This is a genomic window from Neobacillus terrisolis (genome assembly GCF_051233475.1).
In the GTDB taxonomy this organism is placed as follows: Bacteria; Bacillota; Bacilli; order Bacillales; family Cytobacillaceae; genus Bacillus_BU.
Genome location: NZ_JBKFGH010000006.1, coordinates 95,977 through 112,730, shown reverse-complemented (window position 1 = coordinate 112,730; position 16,754 = coordinate 95,977). Strand labels below are relative to the sequence as shown.

The 16,754-nt window shown below is 37.5% G+C and carries 18 protein-coding genes; 2 read left to right on the top strand and 16 right to left on the bottom strand.

The features are described 5' to 3' along the window. Positions 1-579: 579 nt before the first annotated feature. The 10 genes from ACI48O_RS04515 to ACI48O_RS04470 all read right to left on the bottom strand — a co-directional run bounded on the left by ACI48O_RS04515 (position 580) and on the right by ACI48O_RS04470 (position 8,963). Positions 580-1,518, bottom strand: coding sequence for a pilus assembly protein TadG-related protein (locus ACI48O_RS04515; RefSeq protein ID WP_435560539.1), 939 nt, complete (start codon positions 1,516-1,518; stop codon positions 580-582). 110 nt (positions 1,519-1,628) lie between these two features. Next, complete coding sequence (locus tag ACI48O_RS04510) at positions 1,629-2,567, bottom strand: type II secretion system F family protein (RefSeq protein ID WP_435560538.1); 939 nt, start codon at positions 2,565-2,567, stop codon at positions 1,629-1,631. Positions 2,568-2,571: 4 nt separating this feature from the next. Continuing rightward, positions 2,572-3,534, bottom strand: coding sequence for a type II secretion system F family protein (locus ACI48O_RS04505; RefSeq protein ID WP_435560537.1), 963 nt, complete (start codon positions 3,532-3,534; stop codon positions 2,572-2,574). Beyond that, a complete protein-coding gene (locus ACI48O_RS04500; RefSeq protein WP_435560536.1) occupies positions 3,531-4,925 on the bottom strand; it encodes a CpaF family protein in 1,395 nt (464 codons plus the stop codon). The genes ACI48O_RS04505 and ACI48O_RS04500 overlap by 4 nt, the downstream gene beginning before the upstream one ends. Positions 4,926-4,944: 19 nt before the next feature. Next, positions 4,945-6,129 carry a CpaE/TadZ family protein gene (locus ACI48O_RS04495; RefSeq protein WP_435560535.1) on the bottom strand — a complete coding sequence of 395 codons (1,185 nt, stop codon included), beginning with the start codon at positions 6,127-6,129 and terminating at the stop codon, positions 4,945-4,947. Positions 6,130-6,131: 2 nt separating this feature from the next. Beyond that, complete coding sequence (gene cpaB, locus ACI48O_RS04490; RefSeq protein ID WP_435560534.1) at positions 6,132-6,719, bottom strand: Flp pilus assembly protein CpaB; 588 nt, start codon at positions 6,717-6,719, stop codon at positions 6,132-6,134. A gap of 29 nt (positions 6,720-6,748) precedes the next feature. Then, a complete protein-coding gene (locus ACI48O_RS04485; protein WP_435560533.1) occupies positions 6,749-7,783 on the bottom strand; it encodes a Tad domain-containing protein in 1,035 nt (344 codons plus the stop codon). Continuing rightward, on the bottom strand, positions 7,783-8,160 hold the full coding sequence (locus ACI48O_RS04480) for a TadE/TadG family type IV pilus assembly protein (RefSeq protein ID WP_435560532.1): 378 nt from the start codon (positions 8,158-8,160) through the stop codon (positions 7,783-7,785). Before ACI48O_RS04480 ends, ACI48O_RS04485 begins: the two co-directional genes overlap by 1 nt. Further along, on the bottom strand, positions 8,157-8,690 hold the full coding sequence (locus ACI48O_RS04475) for an A24 family peptidase (RefSeq protein WP_435560531.1): 534 nt from the start codon (positions 8,688-8,690) through the stop codon (positions 8,157-8,159). Before ACI48O_RS04475 ends, ACI48O_RS04480 begins: the two co-directional genes overlap by 4 nt. 93 nt (positions 8,691-8,783) lie before the next feature. After that, positions 8,784-8,963 carry a Flp family type IVb pilin gene (locus ACI48O_RS04470; protein ID WP_435560530.1) on the bottom strand — a complete coding sequence of 60 codons (180 nt, stop codon included), beginning with the start codon at positions 8,961-8,963 and terminating at the stop codon, positions 8,784-8,786. Positions 8,964-9,686: 723 nt separating this feature from the next. Here ACI48O_RS04470 and ACI48O_RS04465 point away from each other — a divergent pair. Both ACI48O_RS04465 and ACI48O_RS04460 read left to right on the top strand, forming a co-directional pair. Next, positions 9,687-11,453 carry a vWA domain-containing protein gene (locus ACI48O_RS04465; protein WP_435560529.1) on the top strand — a complete coding sequence of 589 codons (1,767 nt, stop codon included), beginning with the start codon at positions 9,687-9,689 and terminating at the stop codon, positions 11,451-11,453. Between the two features lie 636 nt (positions 11,454-12,089). Further along, positions 12,090-13,592: an LPXTG cell wall anchor domain-containing protein gene (locus ACI48O_RS04460; protein ID WP_435560528.1), complete on the top strand. Its 1,503-nt coding sequence runs from the start codon at positions 12,090-12,092 to the stop codon at positions 13,590-13,592. Positions 13,593-13,817: 225 nt separating this feature from the next. Here ACI48O_RS04460 and ACI48O_RS04455 read toward each other — a convergent pair whose 3' ends face one another. The 6 genes from ACI48O_RS04455 to ACI48O_RS04430 form a co-directional block, all read right to left on the bottom strand. Continuing rightward, positions 13,818-13,958: an anti-repressor SinI family protein gene (locus tag ACI48O_RS04455; protein ID WP_435560527.1), complete on the bottom strand. Its 141-nt coding sequence runs from the start codon at positions 13,956-13,958 to the stop codon at positions 13,818-13,820. Between the two features lie 249 nt (positions 13,959-14,207). After that, complete coding sequence (locus tag ACI48O_RS04450; RefSeq protein WP_435560526.1) at positions 14,208-14,606, bottom strand: RDD family protein; 399 nt, start codon at positions 14,604-14,606, stop codon at positions 14,208-14,210. 169 nt (positions 14,607-14,775) lie between these two features. Next, a complete protein-coding gene (locus ACI48O_RS04445; RefSeq protein ID WP_435560525.1) occupies positions 14,776-15,552 on the bottom strand; it encodes an ABC transporter ATP-binding protein in 777 nt (258 codons plus the stop codon). A gap of 177 nt (positions 15,553-15,729) precedes the next feature. Beyond that, on the bottom strand, positions 15,730-15,891 hold the full coding sequence (locus tag ACI48O_RS04440; RefSeq protein WP_435560524.1) for a hypothetical protein: 162 nt from the start codon (positions 15,889-15,891) through the stop codon (positions 15,730-15,732). 231 nt (positions 15,892-16,122) lie between these two features. Further along, on the bottom strand, positions 16,123-16,488 hold the full coding sequence (locus tag ACI48O_RS04435) for a group I truncated hemoglobin (RefSeq protein WP_435560523.1): 366 nt from the start codon (positions 16,486-16,488) through the stop codon (positions 16,123-16,125). Positions 16,489-16,500: 12 nt separating this feature from the next. After that, positions 16,501-16,695, bottom strand: a complete 195-nt coding sequence (locus ACI48O_RS04430) for a hypothetical protein (RefSeq protein WP_435560522.1) — start codon at positions 16,693-16,695, stop codon at positions 16,501-16,503. Positions 16,696-16,754 lie beyond the last annotated feature (59 nt).

The window sequence follows — 16,754 nt, the reverse complement described above, 5'->3', positions numbered from 1 at the left end:
TACGCCTCCATTCTTATTTTATAGCTGTGTTAAAATGGGCTGTTGATTTCCGCTCCAGGTGCTCGCTTTCCGCGGGGGAGTCCGGGAGCCTCCTCGGCGCCATAGCGCCTGTGGGGTCTCCCGTGACACCTTCTCCCGCAGGAGTCTCGCACCTTCCACTCCAATCAACAGAGTTCTCAAAATCAACATTGTTCTTTAACACAGCCTATTTTATAAACAAAGGCAGTTTTATCGTTTAAATACAGATAAAACTACTTCTAGTTGTCCAGTCAGTAGCTTGTTACTTTATTCTTATAAAAACAATGTCTATTAATTATTTTAAATTTTAACACAGATCAAATTGATGTCAACAGAAATTCTATAAGTTTACTAGGAATTAATGAAATGATTATTGTTAATTTTCTGAAATAATTACCACCTTTGTTGATTGAGCACAATTTTTTTGTTATGTAATGGGTTTGCAAGGACTATAATTAGTAAAATAAAAAAGCTGATTTTAAGAAACTCATTCTAAAAATCAACTTTTTTCTATAGTAATATCCCACATTTTCAACTTAATCCTTAGTCCTTTCTAAAATACTATAAGATTAGTTCAACAGTATAGGTTCCATAATTCGTTGTACCCTCACCTAATTCACCAGGGAGAATTGTCCTAATAAATATTGCACTTATTGCGTGATCGTTTTTATCATAGCCAACTAATTCAAAAGCAGCAAAACCAAGAACAGTAACTTTTTCACTAGTACCGGAGCCAAACTTGCTAACAATTGGCACATATACTTCTTCGCCAATTCTTTCGCTTAAAGGCATGGTAATAACTGAACTTTTAACGGCATCTCCTGTTTGCGTAGCTAATTGATTGCCAATTGAAATGGGTACTGGAGAGCCATTTTCAATATAATACCCAACTCCCACAGCGCCATTTGGACCATCATCGACCAGTTCTGAGAAATCTAAAAAACCAAAATTACCGTTCACTCCCTCTCCGGGACTAGAAGTAATATTCCATGTCTCCCCGGTAATTAATTCTTTTTCCGGATCTTCTGGAAAACCTGGAAGGTAAATTCCTATCGGAATGACCACTCCCTTATCAACCTCGTTTAATACACCAACCTTCGCTTGGGCAACTGCTGAGACAGTTGAATCATTAATCCCTAATACAGGCATTAAGAATAACGGCACCTTTTCCTGTCCAGTAACTTCTATAATATTGTCATCTCCAGGAAAGCTTGTATTATAAGAAATTTTCGTACTATTATAATTATCTTTTGCAAGTTCATCTGCTTCAATCTTCGCTGCTTCGTAATTAAAACCTGTACCCATTTCCTGTCCCTCGAGCATAACATTTGCTCCGGCTAAGGCACCTGCATCAACCGCCTTTTGAAGTTGGGATCTAGCAAGATATAACCGTCCTCCATCAATCACTAAACCTGTAAATCCTATTAAAACCACAATAGAAATTGCTATATACACCATCGCGACACCACTTGTACTTTTAAGAAACCGATTTATCCACATCCCCTTCAATCCCCTTTCTAATTACAAGGAAAATAGACATTACCATTTATGTGTAATGTCTATTTTAAGGATCTCCTGCAAACTTACTCCAGTTTACTCTCCTCATCTCTCTATCCTCCAAGTCCTTTTGTGACAAGTGTAATAACTAGAGGACCCAAAAGAACGATAAACATGGAAGGGAAGATAAAGAACACCATCGGGAACAGCATTTTTACCGGTGCCTTCATCGCCTGCTCGCGAGCTTTCTCACGGCGATGTTCCCGGATTCTTCCTGTTAAACTCCGAAGTACTTTAGCCATTCCGATACCCAATTGGTCAGCTTGGATTAACGAATTCATAATACTTTGAAACGCTTCAGATGGGACCCTTTTTCGAAGTTCGTAAAAAGCCTCCCTTCTTGATTTTCCAAGTTTCATATCTTCTAGGGTTCGAAAAAATTCTTCCCCCAAAGAACCCTTAGTTTGAAGGCTTACTTCTGCAAGCGCTGCATCCAAACCCATTCCTGCCTCAAGCAAGACATTCACCATATCGAAAAAGTCTGCCATCGCTCGATCAATCTCTTTTATTCGCTGTGTCCGTTTTTTACCTAGAAAAAACAATGGGAGCCGATAAAAGAGCAATGCAGTAGATATCACCAATAACCAAGCCAGTGCTTTGTTTTCCGCTAAGGGTAAAAATAAAAAGAAAATAACAACTCCACTACACACCGTTAATAAAAGTTGAATTAAACGAAATTCAATTGCCGTCAACTTATATTGATAGCCTGCATCGCGAAGCATTATCTCCAATTTCCTTCTTTCAGCTTTGGAAATCCGCTTGTTAACAAACTGAATTCCGATATTCCAATAAGACTGAAAGAAATGGTGCTTTTCCTTTAATATTTCCGTTCCGCTTTTATTAACTACTTCAATCCGATAATTTGAATTGTCTATAAGTTTATCAAGGCGATCCTCAATAATGAGTTTCTTCCTAAATATGAGTGACAAAGTCCCTGCAGTAATGAAAGTAACAAATGCGGAGGTAAATACCAAAAAAGCAACGTCAATCATTTCACTACACCTCCACCTTGATAATTTTGCGAATGAATATCCAGCCGATTACAATGGATATGGCTGCTAAAGCAAGCATCAGCCAGCCAAGCGGATGTTTGAGCATTGGCGTAAAATATCCATCCCCTAAAAAGAATAAATATAATCCTAGACCAACTGGCAACAATGTAATAATCCAAGAGGACATTCTTCCTTGTGAGGTTAAGGTATGCAGTTCTTCTAATACTCTGATTCTGCCGCGAATCGTTTCTTCCATTGTCTCCAACAATTCAGCCAAATTCCCGCCACTTCGACGCTGAGCAAGGATTGCCCTGATTACAACCTCCAACTCTTTGTTTGGTAAGCGTTTCAACATACTTTCAAATACTTCCTCTATTGGAACACCTAAACCAGATTCTCTTACAGCTCGTTCCAATTCCGGCCCTAGAGGCTCAGGAGTTTCTTTTCCTGCTAATTGCATAGCCTGCATAAAACTAAAACCCGCCCTTAGTGAATTTGACATGATGCCTAATGTTTCAATTAATTGATAAGAAAGGATATTCAAACGTTTTTTACGCTTGCCTTTCATATAGAATTGTGGATACATAAATCCAAGCACACATATCCCGATAATTAGAAAGATATTGAAATCGATCATCCATGAAATCAACCCTGCCCCGAGGCAAATTAAAATACGCAGAACAAAATATTCCTCAGGTTTTAACAGTGTCCCTGCTTCCGATAGTAATCTTTTTGTACTTTCACTAAATGAAATTCCCTTTAATAGTTTACTAATGGAAGAAATGAATTCTCTCATTGCACTTTTCCTTGGAGAGTCCTCAGCATCCTTCTTAGAAGATTGGTTCTCAGGAACGAAAACCTCCAACCGACGATCGACTACCTTTTTTCGCTGTATTCTAATCAATACTAAAAAAAATAAAGCAAATGAAACGAAGAATGTGAATATTAATAGTATCCATATTTTCATACCCATTCACCCGCAAACAATGAAGGTTGTAAGGTAAAGCCATATAATTCAAGCTTTTCCACGAAGGTTGGACGAATACCAGTGGAAATGAATTTCCCTTCGACCTTTCCATCCGTATTTAAACCCTTTTCACGAAAGCGGAACAAATCCTGCAAAACGATGGTATCTCCTTCCAGCCCAATTACTTCAGTTATACTAGTAATTTTTCTTGTTCCATCACTCATCCGGGATTGATGAACAATCAAGTCAATGGCACTGGCTATTTGTTCCCGAATCGCCTTTTCAGGTAAATCAAAGCCTGCCATCATGACCATCGTTTCTAATCTAGCCAGCATATCCCTGGGAGAATTGGCATGACCCGTACTTAAACTTCCTTCATGTCCAGTATTCATTGCCTGTAGCATATCCAATGCTTCTGCACCACGGCACTCTCCAACGACAATCCGGTCCGGGCGCATCCGTAATGCGTTCCTTACCAAATCACGGATGGTGATTTCACCTTTTCCTTCGATATTGGAAGGTCTACTTTCCAAGGAAACAAGATGATCTTGTGACAATTTCAACTCTGCCGCATCTTCAATTGTAATTATCCTTTCATGGGATGGAATAAAGGAAGACAGTACATTTAAGGTAGAGGTTTTCCCTGAACCTGTACCTCCTGAGATAAAAATATTTACCTTGGACTTTACACACATATCGAGAAATTCTGCCATTCCTTCACTTAGAGTATCTAGTCTAACTAAATCCTCCATTTCAAAAGGCTTAACTGAAAATTTCCGAATTGTAAGTGTTGGACCAGTAATAGATAATGGAGGAATAATTGCATTTACCCGTGAACCATCCGGCAGACGTGCATCAACCATTGGTGAACTTTCATCAATACGACGACCTAACGGGGACACAATCTTTTCGATGACCCTAATCACATGCTGGTCATCACGAAAGGTAATATTGCTTGAATACAGTTTCCCCTTTTTTTCGTAATAAACTTGATTAGCACCATTAACCATTACTTCGGTGATTTCCTCTTCATTTAATAGAGGTGTAATTGGTCCATATGCAAGTAATTCATATTCAACATAAGTTTGAAGCTCTTGTTTTTCCTCGAAGGTAAGCCTCGCTCCCTCGTACTCAAGGAAGGATTGGCATATATCATCAATTCTGGATTTTTCATTTTCAACCCCCAAATTTGGGACACGCTTTAACTCCTCAACAACGTGAGAATGCAATAATGATTCCAACTCCCAAAATTCCTCGGTTTTTCTTTTACCGAAATTTCTATTTTCTTCCTTTGTTTTTTCCGTTGATATAACTTCATTTTGTTTTATTAGAAATTGTTCTTCACTTTGCTTAACATCCTTCTCACCGGCAAATATCGTGAATAATGACATTTATCCTCCCTCCCTTTCTTTATTTCTTCGAAAAAAATCCATGTCTTTCTTTTTTACGAATCTGACTCGCCTGTTCTTCCTTGTTCAAAAGTAATTCTGCCAACCCAAGTACTGCTTTCGATACTGGTGCTCTTGGTTGGGAGAGAATATAAGGAATACCTTCATTAAGTGAAGCTTTGACTATCGTTTCTTGATCAGGCAAAGAATCAAATACGCTCATCTGCAAGATTTCCTCGATTCTTTTTCGTTCTAAACCCTTGCTTTTCATTTCCCGGTTTAAAATTATCTTTACTTTTCCTATGTAATTTAAAGAGTTCAGAATATCGAGGTAAAGTTTTGTTGTACGTAAAACTGGAATATCATTAGTCATGATGGTTAATATTTCATCAGAATTCTTTAGGCAAACTAGATGAATTTCCGATAAATATGCAGGGGGATCAATGAGGATCACATCAAATAATTTTTTTAGTTCTCCAATGGCCTTATTTACATGCTCAAGATGGATGAATTCAAAAAACTCAGGACGTGGAGGGGCGGCTAAAATTGAAACCCCTGATGTGTGTTGAAGTAAATACTGTTCAATTGAATATTGAGCATTTCCATAGGCCTCTTTAACCCATTCATAGATCGTGCGTTTTGGCTTCAAATCTAAGTAAAGAGCAACATCCCCAAATTGAAAATTCGCATCGAGGATCGCAACCTTTTTCCCCTGCTTCGCAAACGCAATTGCGATATTTACAATTAATGATGTTCGGCCCAAACCGCCTTTTGGGTTACACACAGAAATGACACTGCCATCCTTTTTCGATTTATTTATACCATAACTTGTGTCTTTACTTTTCCGATGCATCATATATTTTTCAGCCTGAAGTATGATTTCTTCAAGCTCTCCATTCATGCAGGAAGTCTTAATTAAATCCGAAGCACCAACTTGCATCGCTTTTTTCATGTTTTCTAAATGATCAGGAACAATTAAAACGATATACACATGGGGATAGAGTACTGAAACTTCCTGACATAAATCGTAAACATCATATTTGGTTTCAGCCTTTAAAAAAAGGACGGATGGATTATGCTCCAAAAAATGCTGTTGCATTTCTTCAACATTAAAAATTTGGATCAATGTATATTGTTTACTATTAAACAAAGAGTCTAATTTTTCAAAAGGGGTATTGTTGTCAGAGAAATAGTACCAGTTCATCATGACTAATCGCCATTCCCTTCCTCAATCACTTCTCTAGTTGAACGCTTCATTTCCTCAATTTTCCCTTTATCCTTTGTATTTCGAAGCATGAAATAGAAGCCGTCTTTATCCTTTGAAGCTAAGCTTAATGTCAACCCTTGATCAGGAGTGACTTCGAGTGTAACTGTTTGATAATCAAGTGCTTCCTGTGGTGTATCAGATGATTTCCCAACTGCCAAAACTTTGATATCCTGAAGGATTAATACAGAGGATTTGAATTTTTTGTTTGTCGCTGCGTCAATCGTTGTTTCAAAGGCAATGACATCCACTTTTGAATTTGCCTCAATATATCCTGACACTCCCGCTTCAAGTACTGTTTTTAATGAAATGGCCCTTTTTCCATCGCTTACTTTAACCATTGGATTTTGAATGATGTCATCATTTGCTTTAGCTGTGGCTTTTGTGGTAACTTCTTTTTTTACCTCTGTTGTTTTCTTTTGAACGTCGTTAGAGACAGAGTTGGAATTGTTTGCAAAAAAACCAATATAAACAACAAAAGCCATTAATAGTCCAAATATTAATGACATTATCCAAATCTTCTTCACGTTCATTCTCGCCTACCCCCTTCCGGCAAATTTCTTTATTCTGTTAATTTAACACCATATAGGCCAAAGTCTTTCGAGTCATCAAACAGTTCCTCTAACTCTCCTTGGGTCAATCTTGTTACGAATTGACCAGTTATCGCAAATTTATTTTCCTCTTTATCTTTTTTACCTTCTTTGTCCTTTTCATCATTTGGAACTTTCACATTCTCATAATTCAGGAAGAAGACCGCAAACCCAATAACATCCACCTCTTTAGCTCCAGTCAATATTTCTCCATCTTCATCGGTCCAGCTTTCGATAATAGGTACATAGACTAATCGCTTACATGAATAATCCGCAGTCTCAGCACTGCCACATTTATCTGAATTGTTTAGCATATCGTATTCAATTCGAGCTTTAAATTCATCATAGGCTCCATCTGTTTTACCTGTTTCGGTATATATTCCGTCTTTTTCGACGTCAGGACTACTGGTTGACACCGATTCGGAATAACCATTCTCGATTCGATGAACCAAATCATTGGCACCTCCGCCAATGGTTCCGTCAAGATCGACGAATCCAACATTCCCTGGTACCAAGTTATCAACATAAACCATTGTTAATTTGTCATACACATTACTTGGAATGGCATCCTTTTCCACCGCTACAGGTACTAATCCTCTTAGTCCACTAATCGGTCTTATAACAGCTTTTGCTTTCGCTTTAATCGTCATGGTTTTATATCCTAATACTTTAGCAAAATACATTTCTACTTCTTTTTCTTTTGTTGCTTTAACATAGTAATTTACACTCGATGCTTCCACTTCGGTCTCAACGCTTAATGGAAAACCATTATTGTTAGAAATTTCTGCAGCCTTTGCTTCTGATGCACCCTCTGATTCAGTCATTAATAGTTGTGCACCACCAAGTACAGCTGCGTCCAAAGCTTTTTGCATTTTACTTTTTTCTAAATACACATTTCCAACATCAACGGCTAGAGCGGTAATTCCGAGAATAGCAATTAAAATAGCCGCCACTAGCACTGTGGCCTGACCACTATCGTTTTTAAGGTATTTCAATATTTTTTTCATTACTCAACCCTCATTACAGTCTTATCCGTTAGGGTTAATGGACCAACAATATCTCCAATGATTGGTGTGAGAAAATTAATTGGATAGACAATTTTAATTTCTACTTCATCCCCAGAGGAACGAGCGGTTTCGTTAGGATTGACAGTTACTTGATCTGTTTTTAAATTAATGCTCACCCCATAATTAACCGCCGTGCTTTTAATAATCGTATCTGGCTTACCAATGCTTGCCACCCTGGCAGCTTCACGCCCTGCGTGATCAATCGTTAAATAGGCATGGAAAACTCTTCCGAAGTCGACAATGCCAAACAACAATAATAACAGTAAAGGGAGAACAAGGGCAAATTCAACTAAAGACTGGCCTTTTTCAGATTTCATGATGGTCCACCTTCTAACAGATAAGCTAAAACTGTACCGAGTACAATTGCCACACCATACGGAAAAGCGATCTTGGATTTATTTTTATTAACAACTATCTCTCCAAGGTCGCTCCGTAGAAACAATAGCCTGAAGAAGAAAGATTTTAATACAAAGCTCATCGATTTAAGTAAATTCCACAAACCTTGAGATTTTATAATTAAAATCAAAGCTATGATTCCGCCAATCAGTCCGGTATAAATAAAGGAATAAAAGGTAAATGTTGTCCCCATTAACGCCCCAATTGCAGCCATCAACTTTACATCCCCAGCACCCATTCCTCCTAATAAATAAGGAATCAGCAAGAAGCCAAGTCCAACTAGAAATCCCTTTCCACTAAACAAAAATCCCTCCCAACCTAGGGTAATCGTATTGTATACAAAACCTAGTAAAATCGCTGGAAGGGTAATAATATTTAAGATTCTTCTTTTTTTTATATCTGTCACAAAGGAAATAGATAGTACAAGGCCGAGAACAATTATTATAAACATGTCAATCCCCCCTATTACTTTAAGAATAGGAGCCCTACCTAAATAAAAGTAGGGCTAAAGAGAAATTATAAGTAATAATTCTACTTTCTATTTTTAGCTAGCAGCAGGAGGATTTAAAGCATCCCCAATTTTTTCAAATACTTTTGCTATATCATCTTTAAGGAATCCTAATGCGGCAATTAGTGCAATTGCAACCAAAGCAATAATCAACCCGTACTCTGACAAAGCTTGTCCTTCCTCATCCACAACCAATCGCTTCATTTTTTCTAACACGATTTTTTCCTCCCTAAAATAATTAATTATTTATTATTTCAAGCAGTGTGAAGGGGTGCCCTATGTATCCTCTTTACACTGGCTTGTCCCCAGGGAAAAAATATTGTGTGCGTTTTATGTAGTGACTAAACTTGTTTAACCTATTCGATTATCATTAGATATATTAAAATAACCTTATACGTTCAGAATAACGAACAACCACAAATCTGTAAATAGTTTTTTCATATTTATTAGTAAAAAAGAACTATTAATATTTCGACATTTTTTTCGTATTTGAGAACAGAACGATAAAGGGGAAAGTGAAGGAAGTATACTAGGGCAGACAGCACCTACTGCCACGGTGCTTTGGCTTTTTTTAATGTTAAATCGAACCTATAAGACGGCCAAAAAGTTGAAATAAAATAAATTTAAAATGACCCCCTGGCAAAACACTCCAATGGCTGCCGACACTACGAAACAATAAGCGACATTTATCACTAACTTAATACCCAGGACAAAATACCTTATCAAAAAACTAATTCAATTAACGCTTTATTATATCGAAAAATTATGAACCGTTATGGTTAATTAATTGAAAACATTTAAAGATGGAGCTAAAATTGTTTTATATAGTGAACATTTTTTCGAAACAACGAGTTTTCTTTAAAAAGAACACTTTTTGTGTTGTTACATCCCCACGACTATATCACCAAATAAATTTATCTATTTGGAAGTGATATAAAAATGATATGGAAAAGAAGTTTAATCGTAATCGTTTTTCTTTCGTTTGTAATGCACTCTATGAACATCCGAGCTGAAAGTCCATTAGTTTCGCCCTCCCGGATTGAAGGAGTATTAGTTGTGGACGTCAGCAAATCGATGTTAGACAGTGACGCTAATAAAATCAGTAATGAAGCGATGAAGATGTTTATTGATATGGCATCACTTCGAGGCGATAAAATTGGAGTCATTGCTTATGCCAATGAGGTGGTCAGTAAGATGAACATTACAAAACTTACTACCGAACAAAATAAAACCGATCTGAAAAATTTTATTGATTCACTTGAAAAATTCCCCAATACTGATATATCGGTTGGCATCAAAGAGGCTTTAAATGATTTGGAGAAAAGTCACGAGCAGAATTACCGCCCCTTTATTGTTTTATTTGCAGATGGTAACAATGATCTTAAAAATAATAGTAAAACTTCTCAGCAAGCCACAGATGACCTTAATGCAACTGTTGCTGCAGCCAAGGAAAAAGGAATTCCTATTTACGTTATAGGTTTAAACGCTAATGGCGATTTAAATAAAGAAGTTCTCCAACAAATTGCCGTGACAACAAACGGAAAATTTTTTGAGACCAGTACAGCGGATCATCTCCCTGGATTCTTAACCGAAATTTTTGCGGATCATTTAAAATTAAAAGTTCTTCCTGTTAAAGATCTAATTGGCAATGGTGACTTTCAAGAAGTTTCAATTGATTTCCCAAATGAGAACATTTTGGAAGCAAATATTTCTTTTGTTTCACACCAACCTATTGAAGTAAGATTATTCGGCCCTACTGGCAATGAGATTGCCATTCCCTCGGACAATATACATCTATCTAGATCTTATGCCTATTCAATGCTGAAGCTAATTAACCCGGAGCAAGGGAATTGGACTCTTAAAGTAAAAGGTGTACTTCAAGATTCCATCGATATCAATCTTGTTTTTAACTATGATTTACAATTAAAGCTAGCACCTTTTAAAAAGAAGAACTATAAGGAAGGTGATGTAGTAAAAATAGCTGCATCCTTTCAAGAAAATGGAAACTCCATAAAGAGCCAAGAGCTCTATCAATCCATGAAAGCTACTCTATTTGTGAAGGATTTAGAGACAAGGAAAACAGAAGAAATCAAATTGGACCCAAAATATCAAGGATTTACCGGACAGTTTATTATTGGAGATTCCAAAAATTATCAAGTGATCGTGAAGGCGGAAGGAGATAGTTTTTATAGAGATACCACTCCTGTAAAGATTTCGATCCAGAAGTCTGATGCCGTGCCGGTAACATCAAAAGCGAACTCAACTAGTTTTTTCCCACATTCACCTTGGCTCTATGTAGTTAGCGCTTTGCTTGCTTTGACAATTGTGGCGGCTCCGTTTTACTACTATTTTAGGAAAAAAAAGAAAGAAAATCGTGTATTTACTGGGAAGGTTATTGTGGAAATAAAAGATGATAATACAGGAGAATTTTCAAAACCTCATTATAAAAAGCTAACAGCTTTGAAAGGCGAATTTACTGTACGTCAGCTGTTTAAGCTTGAACCGGAGTATTCAGAAACAGATTTAATTACATTCGCTCCCCTCACTGATAATGCATTAGCGATTTTTAATAAATCAAACTGCAAAATTGAAAGGAATGGTGTGGTACTTAATGGGGAAACCTTTCACCGATTTAGACGGAACGATCAATTACTCATTCATTTAATTGAAATAAATAAATCCATTTCCATAAAAATCACTAATTAAGAGGAACCCAGGTACATTAGTAGAAGTCCCATTCTACGATGTACCTTTAGACCAAACTAAACGATTGGAAATTTATATTTCCCACTAATTCAATAAAACCTCAGAAGGGTGTTCCAATTTGGGACACCTTTGTTTTGCTCCCCGCATCATCTCTTGATAAAAAAAATATAGCTTCGAGATGTATTTTTTCCTTCAGCTGCTATCCAATCATATTATTCTGCCCAACCTGTTCTTTATACAGGAAAACACCCATTGTAAAGAACATTTTTGTTCTATATAATGTAATTAATTCTATATACAGAACGATATCGTGCTATAATAAGAATAGGATTCAGCATTTTACCTTCTACATAAACAGTAATAATAACATTTTTCTGGCTCTCATTTGGAAGTAAATTCATGTTTCTTGATAAAGAGTAATTTGTCAAGTGGATTGGATTTGTTATCTTTCTTTGTTCTTTATAAGAAACATTTTGTATCCCTTAATGAACTACTTTTATCTTGAGCAGTTTTAAAAAAGAAGAAACATAGATTTACTTTTCATCAAAACATATTTAAAGAGTTTGGAATTTAGCATCAATAGATTGGAAGGAGGAAAGGTGTGCATTTAATTTATATGGAAAGAAGGGGTCTAAAGTGGGAAAAAAAATGGATTACAAAAAAAGGATGAATAACAAAAAAAAGCTAGCATTAGCAATGAGAGCTACAGCTATATTAGCAACTACCACCTTTGCGATAACACCACATCAAGCATTAGCAGAGCTTAAAAGTCAAGGCTCCACCTCACCTCTTGTAAATCCAGCAGTTTCATTTCAACAGTCTAATGCAGAACAGAAACCAACTCTACTGGAAGTAAATATTTTAGACAAAGAGCGGCTATCGGCAGATTGTGATTGTAATCCCGGTAAGATCGGTTTAATGTATCATTCTGAGGGAGTTTTAGATCTTTCCATCTTACCTAATAAAACATTCATTATGTTTAAAATGACTGATGAATTTAAAGGATTATTGAATGAAAGCTTTAAAAATTCTTTAACTGCATCCTTCAAGATAGGGAATAATAATTGGGTCCCACTTTCACAGGGTAATATTTATGTAGTACCTGAAAAAAATATTGTTTATGTCAGTTTAGGCGATCCAATTGTATCTTCATTAATAATTGGATCAAAATTCTCGTTAAAGCTTGAAATACCATTAACTGAATTTCCAGATTCCTCTACAGGTATGTATACTTTTTATGCTATTAGTACCAAAAATCCATTGATTGATGTTAGTTTGCTAGTTTCCAATGGGCTGAAGGCTGATCTCCCACTCCCAGATGAATGTGACTCAGACGCCGATGCTGATGCTGACGCCGATGCCGACGCTGATGCCGATGCGGATGCTGATGCCGATGCGGATGCTGACGCCGATGCCGATGCCGATGCGGATGCTGACGCAGACGCCGATGCTGACGCTGATGCTGACGCTGATGCTGACGCTGACGCTGATGCTGATGCTGACGCTGATGCCGACGCCGATGCCGATGCGGATGCTGATGCGGATGCTGACGCTGATGCCGATGCGGATGCTGATGCCGACGCTGATGCTGACGCCGATGCCGACGCCGACGCCGATGCTGATGCTGACGCCGATGCCGACGCCGATGCCGATGCGGACGCCGATGCCGACGCCGACGCCGACGCGGATGCCGACGCCGATGCCGATGCCGACGCCGATGCTGATGCCGATGCTGACGCCGATGCCGACGCTGATGCTGACGCCGATGCCGACGCCGATGCTGACGCCGATGCCGATGCGGATGCTGATGCCGACGCCGATGCTGATGCCGACGCCGATGCTGATGCCGACGCCGATGCCGATGCGGACGCGGATTCCGACGCTGATGCTGATGCTGATGCCGACGCTGATGCTGACGCCGATGCCGACGCCGATGCTGATGCTGATGCTGATGCCGACGCGGATGCTGACGCCGATGCTGATGCCGACGCTGATGCTGATACAGATGATGATGATGACGAAACAGTTCTTCCAAATACAGCTACCAATACCGGAAACATTGGGTTATTAGGATTATTATCTGTCTTATCAGGATTAGTGATAAGAAAATTTAGTCGCAACAAACAAGATATTAAGTAACATCGTTATAGGCTGACTCATTTAGGGAAACATTCTTATTGAAGATTTCCACTTTGAGTCAGCCTTTTTAATAAAACTAAAATCTTTCTCTCTGTTAATATCCTAATTCATGTATGAATAATAATAAAAAAACAGCATTTTGAATGCATCCAAAATACTGTTTTTATTAAATATTATTAATTTTTTTACTGGTAACTATATTCATCTAGTACCTTCCTTTTTAATTTAAGCTTCGATATGTGGTTTTGACTCTTCTAAAAAAGTTCTGATCTCTTCTTCTGTAACACCCATTTCAAGCGCCATAATTATTAACCCAACCCATTCGTAGTCCAAATCTTGGTGATCTCCAAGATTTTCGACGTTCATATATAAATCCTTCCCTTCACCTTATTGAATAGAACTCAAGAACCCCCCCATCTTTATTTAAAATTCAACTTCTCCTCATTCTAGGAGTGTACCACCAAAAAAATCACAAAAAAACCACTTTCACAAAAAGTAAAAAGTGGTCGACAATTAAATGTATTTTCTGATTACATTATACATTTTCTAGAGAAGGGATTTCAATTATTTTCACACAATAGAAACATTTTTAATATATTACAATTTTTAGTTTATTCATTCCAGTGTTACGTAAGTTCCGGCAACGAAATCATGGATGGCTCTTTTGTCCTTGCGTGTTCCGACCATAATTGCACTAACAATGAGGGCTATTCCAAGTGTCACCGCATAAATAAGGCCGCCAACTACTGAACGCAGCAACATTGTTCCAAACCCAATTTTCTCCCCATTTACTTTTACTATTCTTACACCGACAATTCTTTTTCCGATGGTATAACCTGACCATATTACTGGGAGTATGATGGCATATAATATTTCAATAATGGATGTGACAGTACTAACACTATTTGAATCAAGGAATGCTCCAAAAATTAACGAAATCGGTAAGCTAATAATTAATCCGTCTAAAATGTTTCCAAGCAATCTTCTCCAAAATCCAGCGGGATTTGAAATCATGTTGTTTTCTCCTTTCAGCTAAGTGTGGAGCTTCTCCGTAGAATAGGAGTATCTTTAGATGTACTGCATGGATTAAGGCTGAATGATGTGGTTCATCTGCTTCAAATTAGTACCTAGTTCTAATTTATTAGATTCTTTACTACTTTATTCACCACACGATAAAAATCATTTAATTCTTCATAATGATGGGTCTGCCTTGACTCCAAAGTACTGAAACATTGATCCCAAAAAACTCTGACATCAACCGCTCTGAAAAAATATCAGTTGTTCGGCCAGACGCGAAGACCTTACCTTTTTTAAGCAGAAGCGTGTTTTGAAATACAGGTAATATTTCTTCAGCGTGATGGGTTACATAAATAATCGTTGGAGCATTTGATGCACTGGCAATTCGGTTGACAGATTCTAAAAGCTGCTCTCGAGCAAGGAAATCCAGTCCGTTTGTCGGTTCATCCAAAATGAGCAAGTCCGGTTCTGCCATTAAAGCCCTGCCTATTAAAACTCGTTGTCTTTCTCCTTGTGAAAGAGTTTCATAGTTACGATTGGCATATTCAAAGCAGCCTAATTCTTTTAATAAAGAAATTGCTTTATCGCGCATTTCATCTGTTGGAGTTTCGTATAATCCAATCGAAGCAAATGCTCCACTTAAGATGATTTCAAAAGCATTATCACCTGGGTGAAATTTTTGCTGTAAGGAAGCAGATACAAGCCCTATTTTCTTCCTAAGGTTTTCAGCTAGGGGCACTTTACCAAACTCCTTTCCTAGCACCGTTACATTTCCTTTTGTGGGATATTCGTAAGCATTCAGCACATTGAGTAATGCGGTTTTTCCTGCACCGTTTAAGCCAAACAAGACCCAGTGCTCCCCCTGATTCACATTCCAATTGATATCTCGCAAAATCCAATTTCCACTTCTTTTTAATGAGACATTTTTCAGATTTAGAACCATAGCTAATCTCCTTACACATTTTTTAAAACTCATTTAGTTGATTGCTTTCATTTTTGAACCAATTTTTCGAAAAGTCAATATAATTTCGCCGATAAAAAAAGAGCAACACAGCTGTGTCGCCCTCTTGTAGAAAAGTTCATTTGCTTCCATCTATATATAATGTCTGAAAAAACGTTACTACACCGCAGCTACTAAGTCAAAACAAGGATCATTGAAATAAATTACTTGAGTTAGAAATTTGCATCCACTAATTTGCTTGAAAGCTTCCCTTGCTTCCTTCTCAGTGTCAAATTCGAACATCTTTGTCTGATCCTTTGAATAGACCGTAATTACCCACATTATTAAAGGTCTCCTTTTTTTATTTACCCCTGGAAACAAAAAGCTGAAAAGCTTAGTTTATCACCGTTTGAAGAGATAAATTATTTTGTAACGGACTCATTATAACACCCTTTCCACGAATATTTTGTGACGAAAATTTGACAATTATTTCTAGTGTTTTAGTCTACTTTTTACCAAAAGATGTATGAGGATATTCAGGAATTTCCTCCTAAATAATAAGCGAATAAAGACTCATTCCTTCACAATATCATTCCGATAATGCGAGATTTTTTGAAGCACAGCTTCCACTTCCTGTTCACTTAATTGGTGCTGAACCATCGTGTTTCGCAAATGCTCAACAATTGTATCAAAATGTTCTCCCTTCGTATTTAAGCCCTCATGAGCCTTCGCAAGAGATTTACCTGTATATTGGTTCGGGCCCCCCATTACAAAACTAAGGAAATTCGTTTGATGATTTTTTTGCTTGTCCATATCGATCTGATGGAAGAAGCCACGAATGGAATCGTCTTTCATCACGCTTTGATAAAAATCCTCCACCATATCTCCGATTTTCTGTTGTCCGCCGATACGCTCATACAAATTTTCTTGTTGATCCAAAAAATACACCCCTTATTCTTCACTAACTTGATCTGTTTTTTGAAAAAAGAAATAAACAATGATTGCTGCGACAAACATAAACCCTAATGCACCAAAATAATAAATCAACTCATCATAATGTTCGGCTAAATAAACCTCTACCATATATTGCAGGAAAATAATTTGAATCGACAGTAAGGCAATAAAGAGCCACCAAGCCATTCTCATCTTGTTTTCAGCCTCCTTTTCCAAGCATTGAGCCAAACCTATTTCATTAAGGACTCTTT

Coding starts and splice junctions, on each gene's coding strand:
- ACI48O_RS04515 (WP_435560539.1), bottom strand. CDS start 1,518: ATGTGGATAAATCGGTTTCTTAAAAGTACAAGTGGTGTCGCGATGGTG.
- ACI48O_RS04510 (WP_435560538.1), bottom strand. CDS start 2,567: ATGATTGACGTTGCTTTTTTGGTATTTACCTCCGCATTTGTTACTTTC.
- ACI48O_RS04445 (WP_435560525.1), bottom strand. CDS start 15,552: ATGGTTCTAAATCTGAAAAATGTCTCATTAAAAAGAAGTGGAAATTGG.
- ACI48O_RS04495 (WP_435560535.1), bottom strand. CDS start 6,129: ATGATGAACTGGTACTATTTCTCTGACAACAATACCCCTTTTGAAAAA.
- ACI48O_RS04485 (WP_435560533.1), bottom strand. CDS start 7,783: ATGAAAAAAATATTGAAATACCTTAAAAACGATAGTGGTCAGGCCACA.
- ACI48O_RS04480 (WP_435560532.1), bottom strand. CDS start 8,160: ATGAAATCTGAAAAAGGCCAGTCTTTAGTTGAATTTGCCCTTGTTCTC.
- ACI48O_RS04450 (WP_435560526.1), bottom strand. CDS start 14,606: ATGATTTCAAATCCCGCTGGATTTTGGAGAAGATTGCTTGGAAACATT.
- ACI48O_RS04475 (WP_435560531.1), bottom strand. CDS start 8,690: ATGTTTATAATAATTGTTCTCGGCCTTGTACTATCTATTTCCTTTGTG.
- ACI48O_RS04455 (WP_435560527.1), bottom strand. CDS start 13,958: ATGAACGTCGAAAATCTTGGAGATCACCAAGATTTGGACTACGAATGG.
- cpaB (WP_435560534.1), bottom strand. CDS start 6,719: ATGAACGTGAAGAAGATTTGGATAATGTCATTAATATTTGGACTATTA.
- ACI48O_RS04440 (WP_435560524.1), bottom strand. CDS start 15,891: ATGTGGGTAATTACGGTCTATTCAAAGGATCAGACAAAGATGTTCGAA.
- ACI48O_RS04505 (WP_435560537.1), bottom strand. CDS start 3,534: ATGAAAATATGGATACTATTAATATTCACATTCTTCGTTTCATTTGCT.
- ACI48O_RS04500 (WP_435560536.1), bottom strand. CDS start 4,925: ATGTCATTATTCACGATATTTGCCGGTGAGAAGGATGTTAAGCAAAGT.
- ACI48O_RS04465 (WP_435560529.1), top strand. CDS start 9,687: ATGATATGGAAAAGAAGTTTAATCGTAATCGTTTTTCTTTCGTTTGTA.
- ACI48O_RS04430 (WP_435560522.1), bottom strand. CDS start 16,695: ATGAGAATGGCTTGGTGGCTCTTTATTGCCTTACTGTCGATTCAAATT.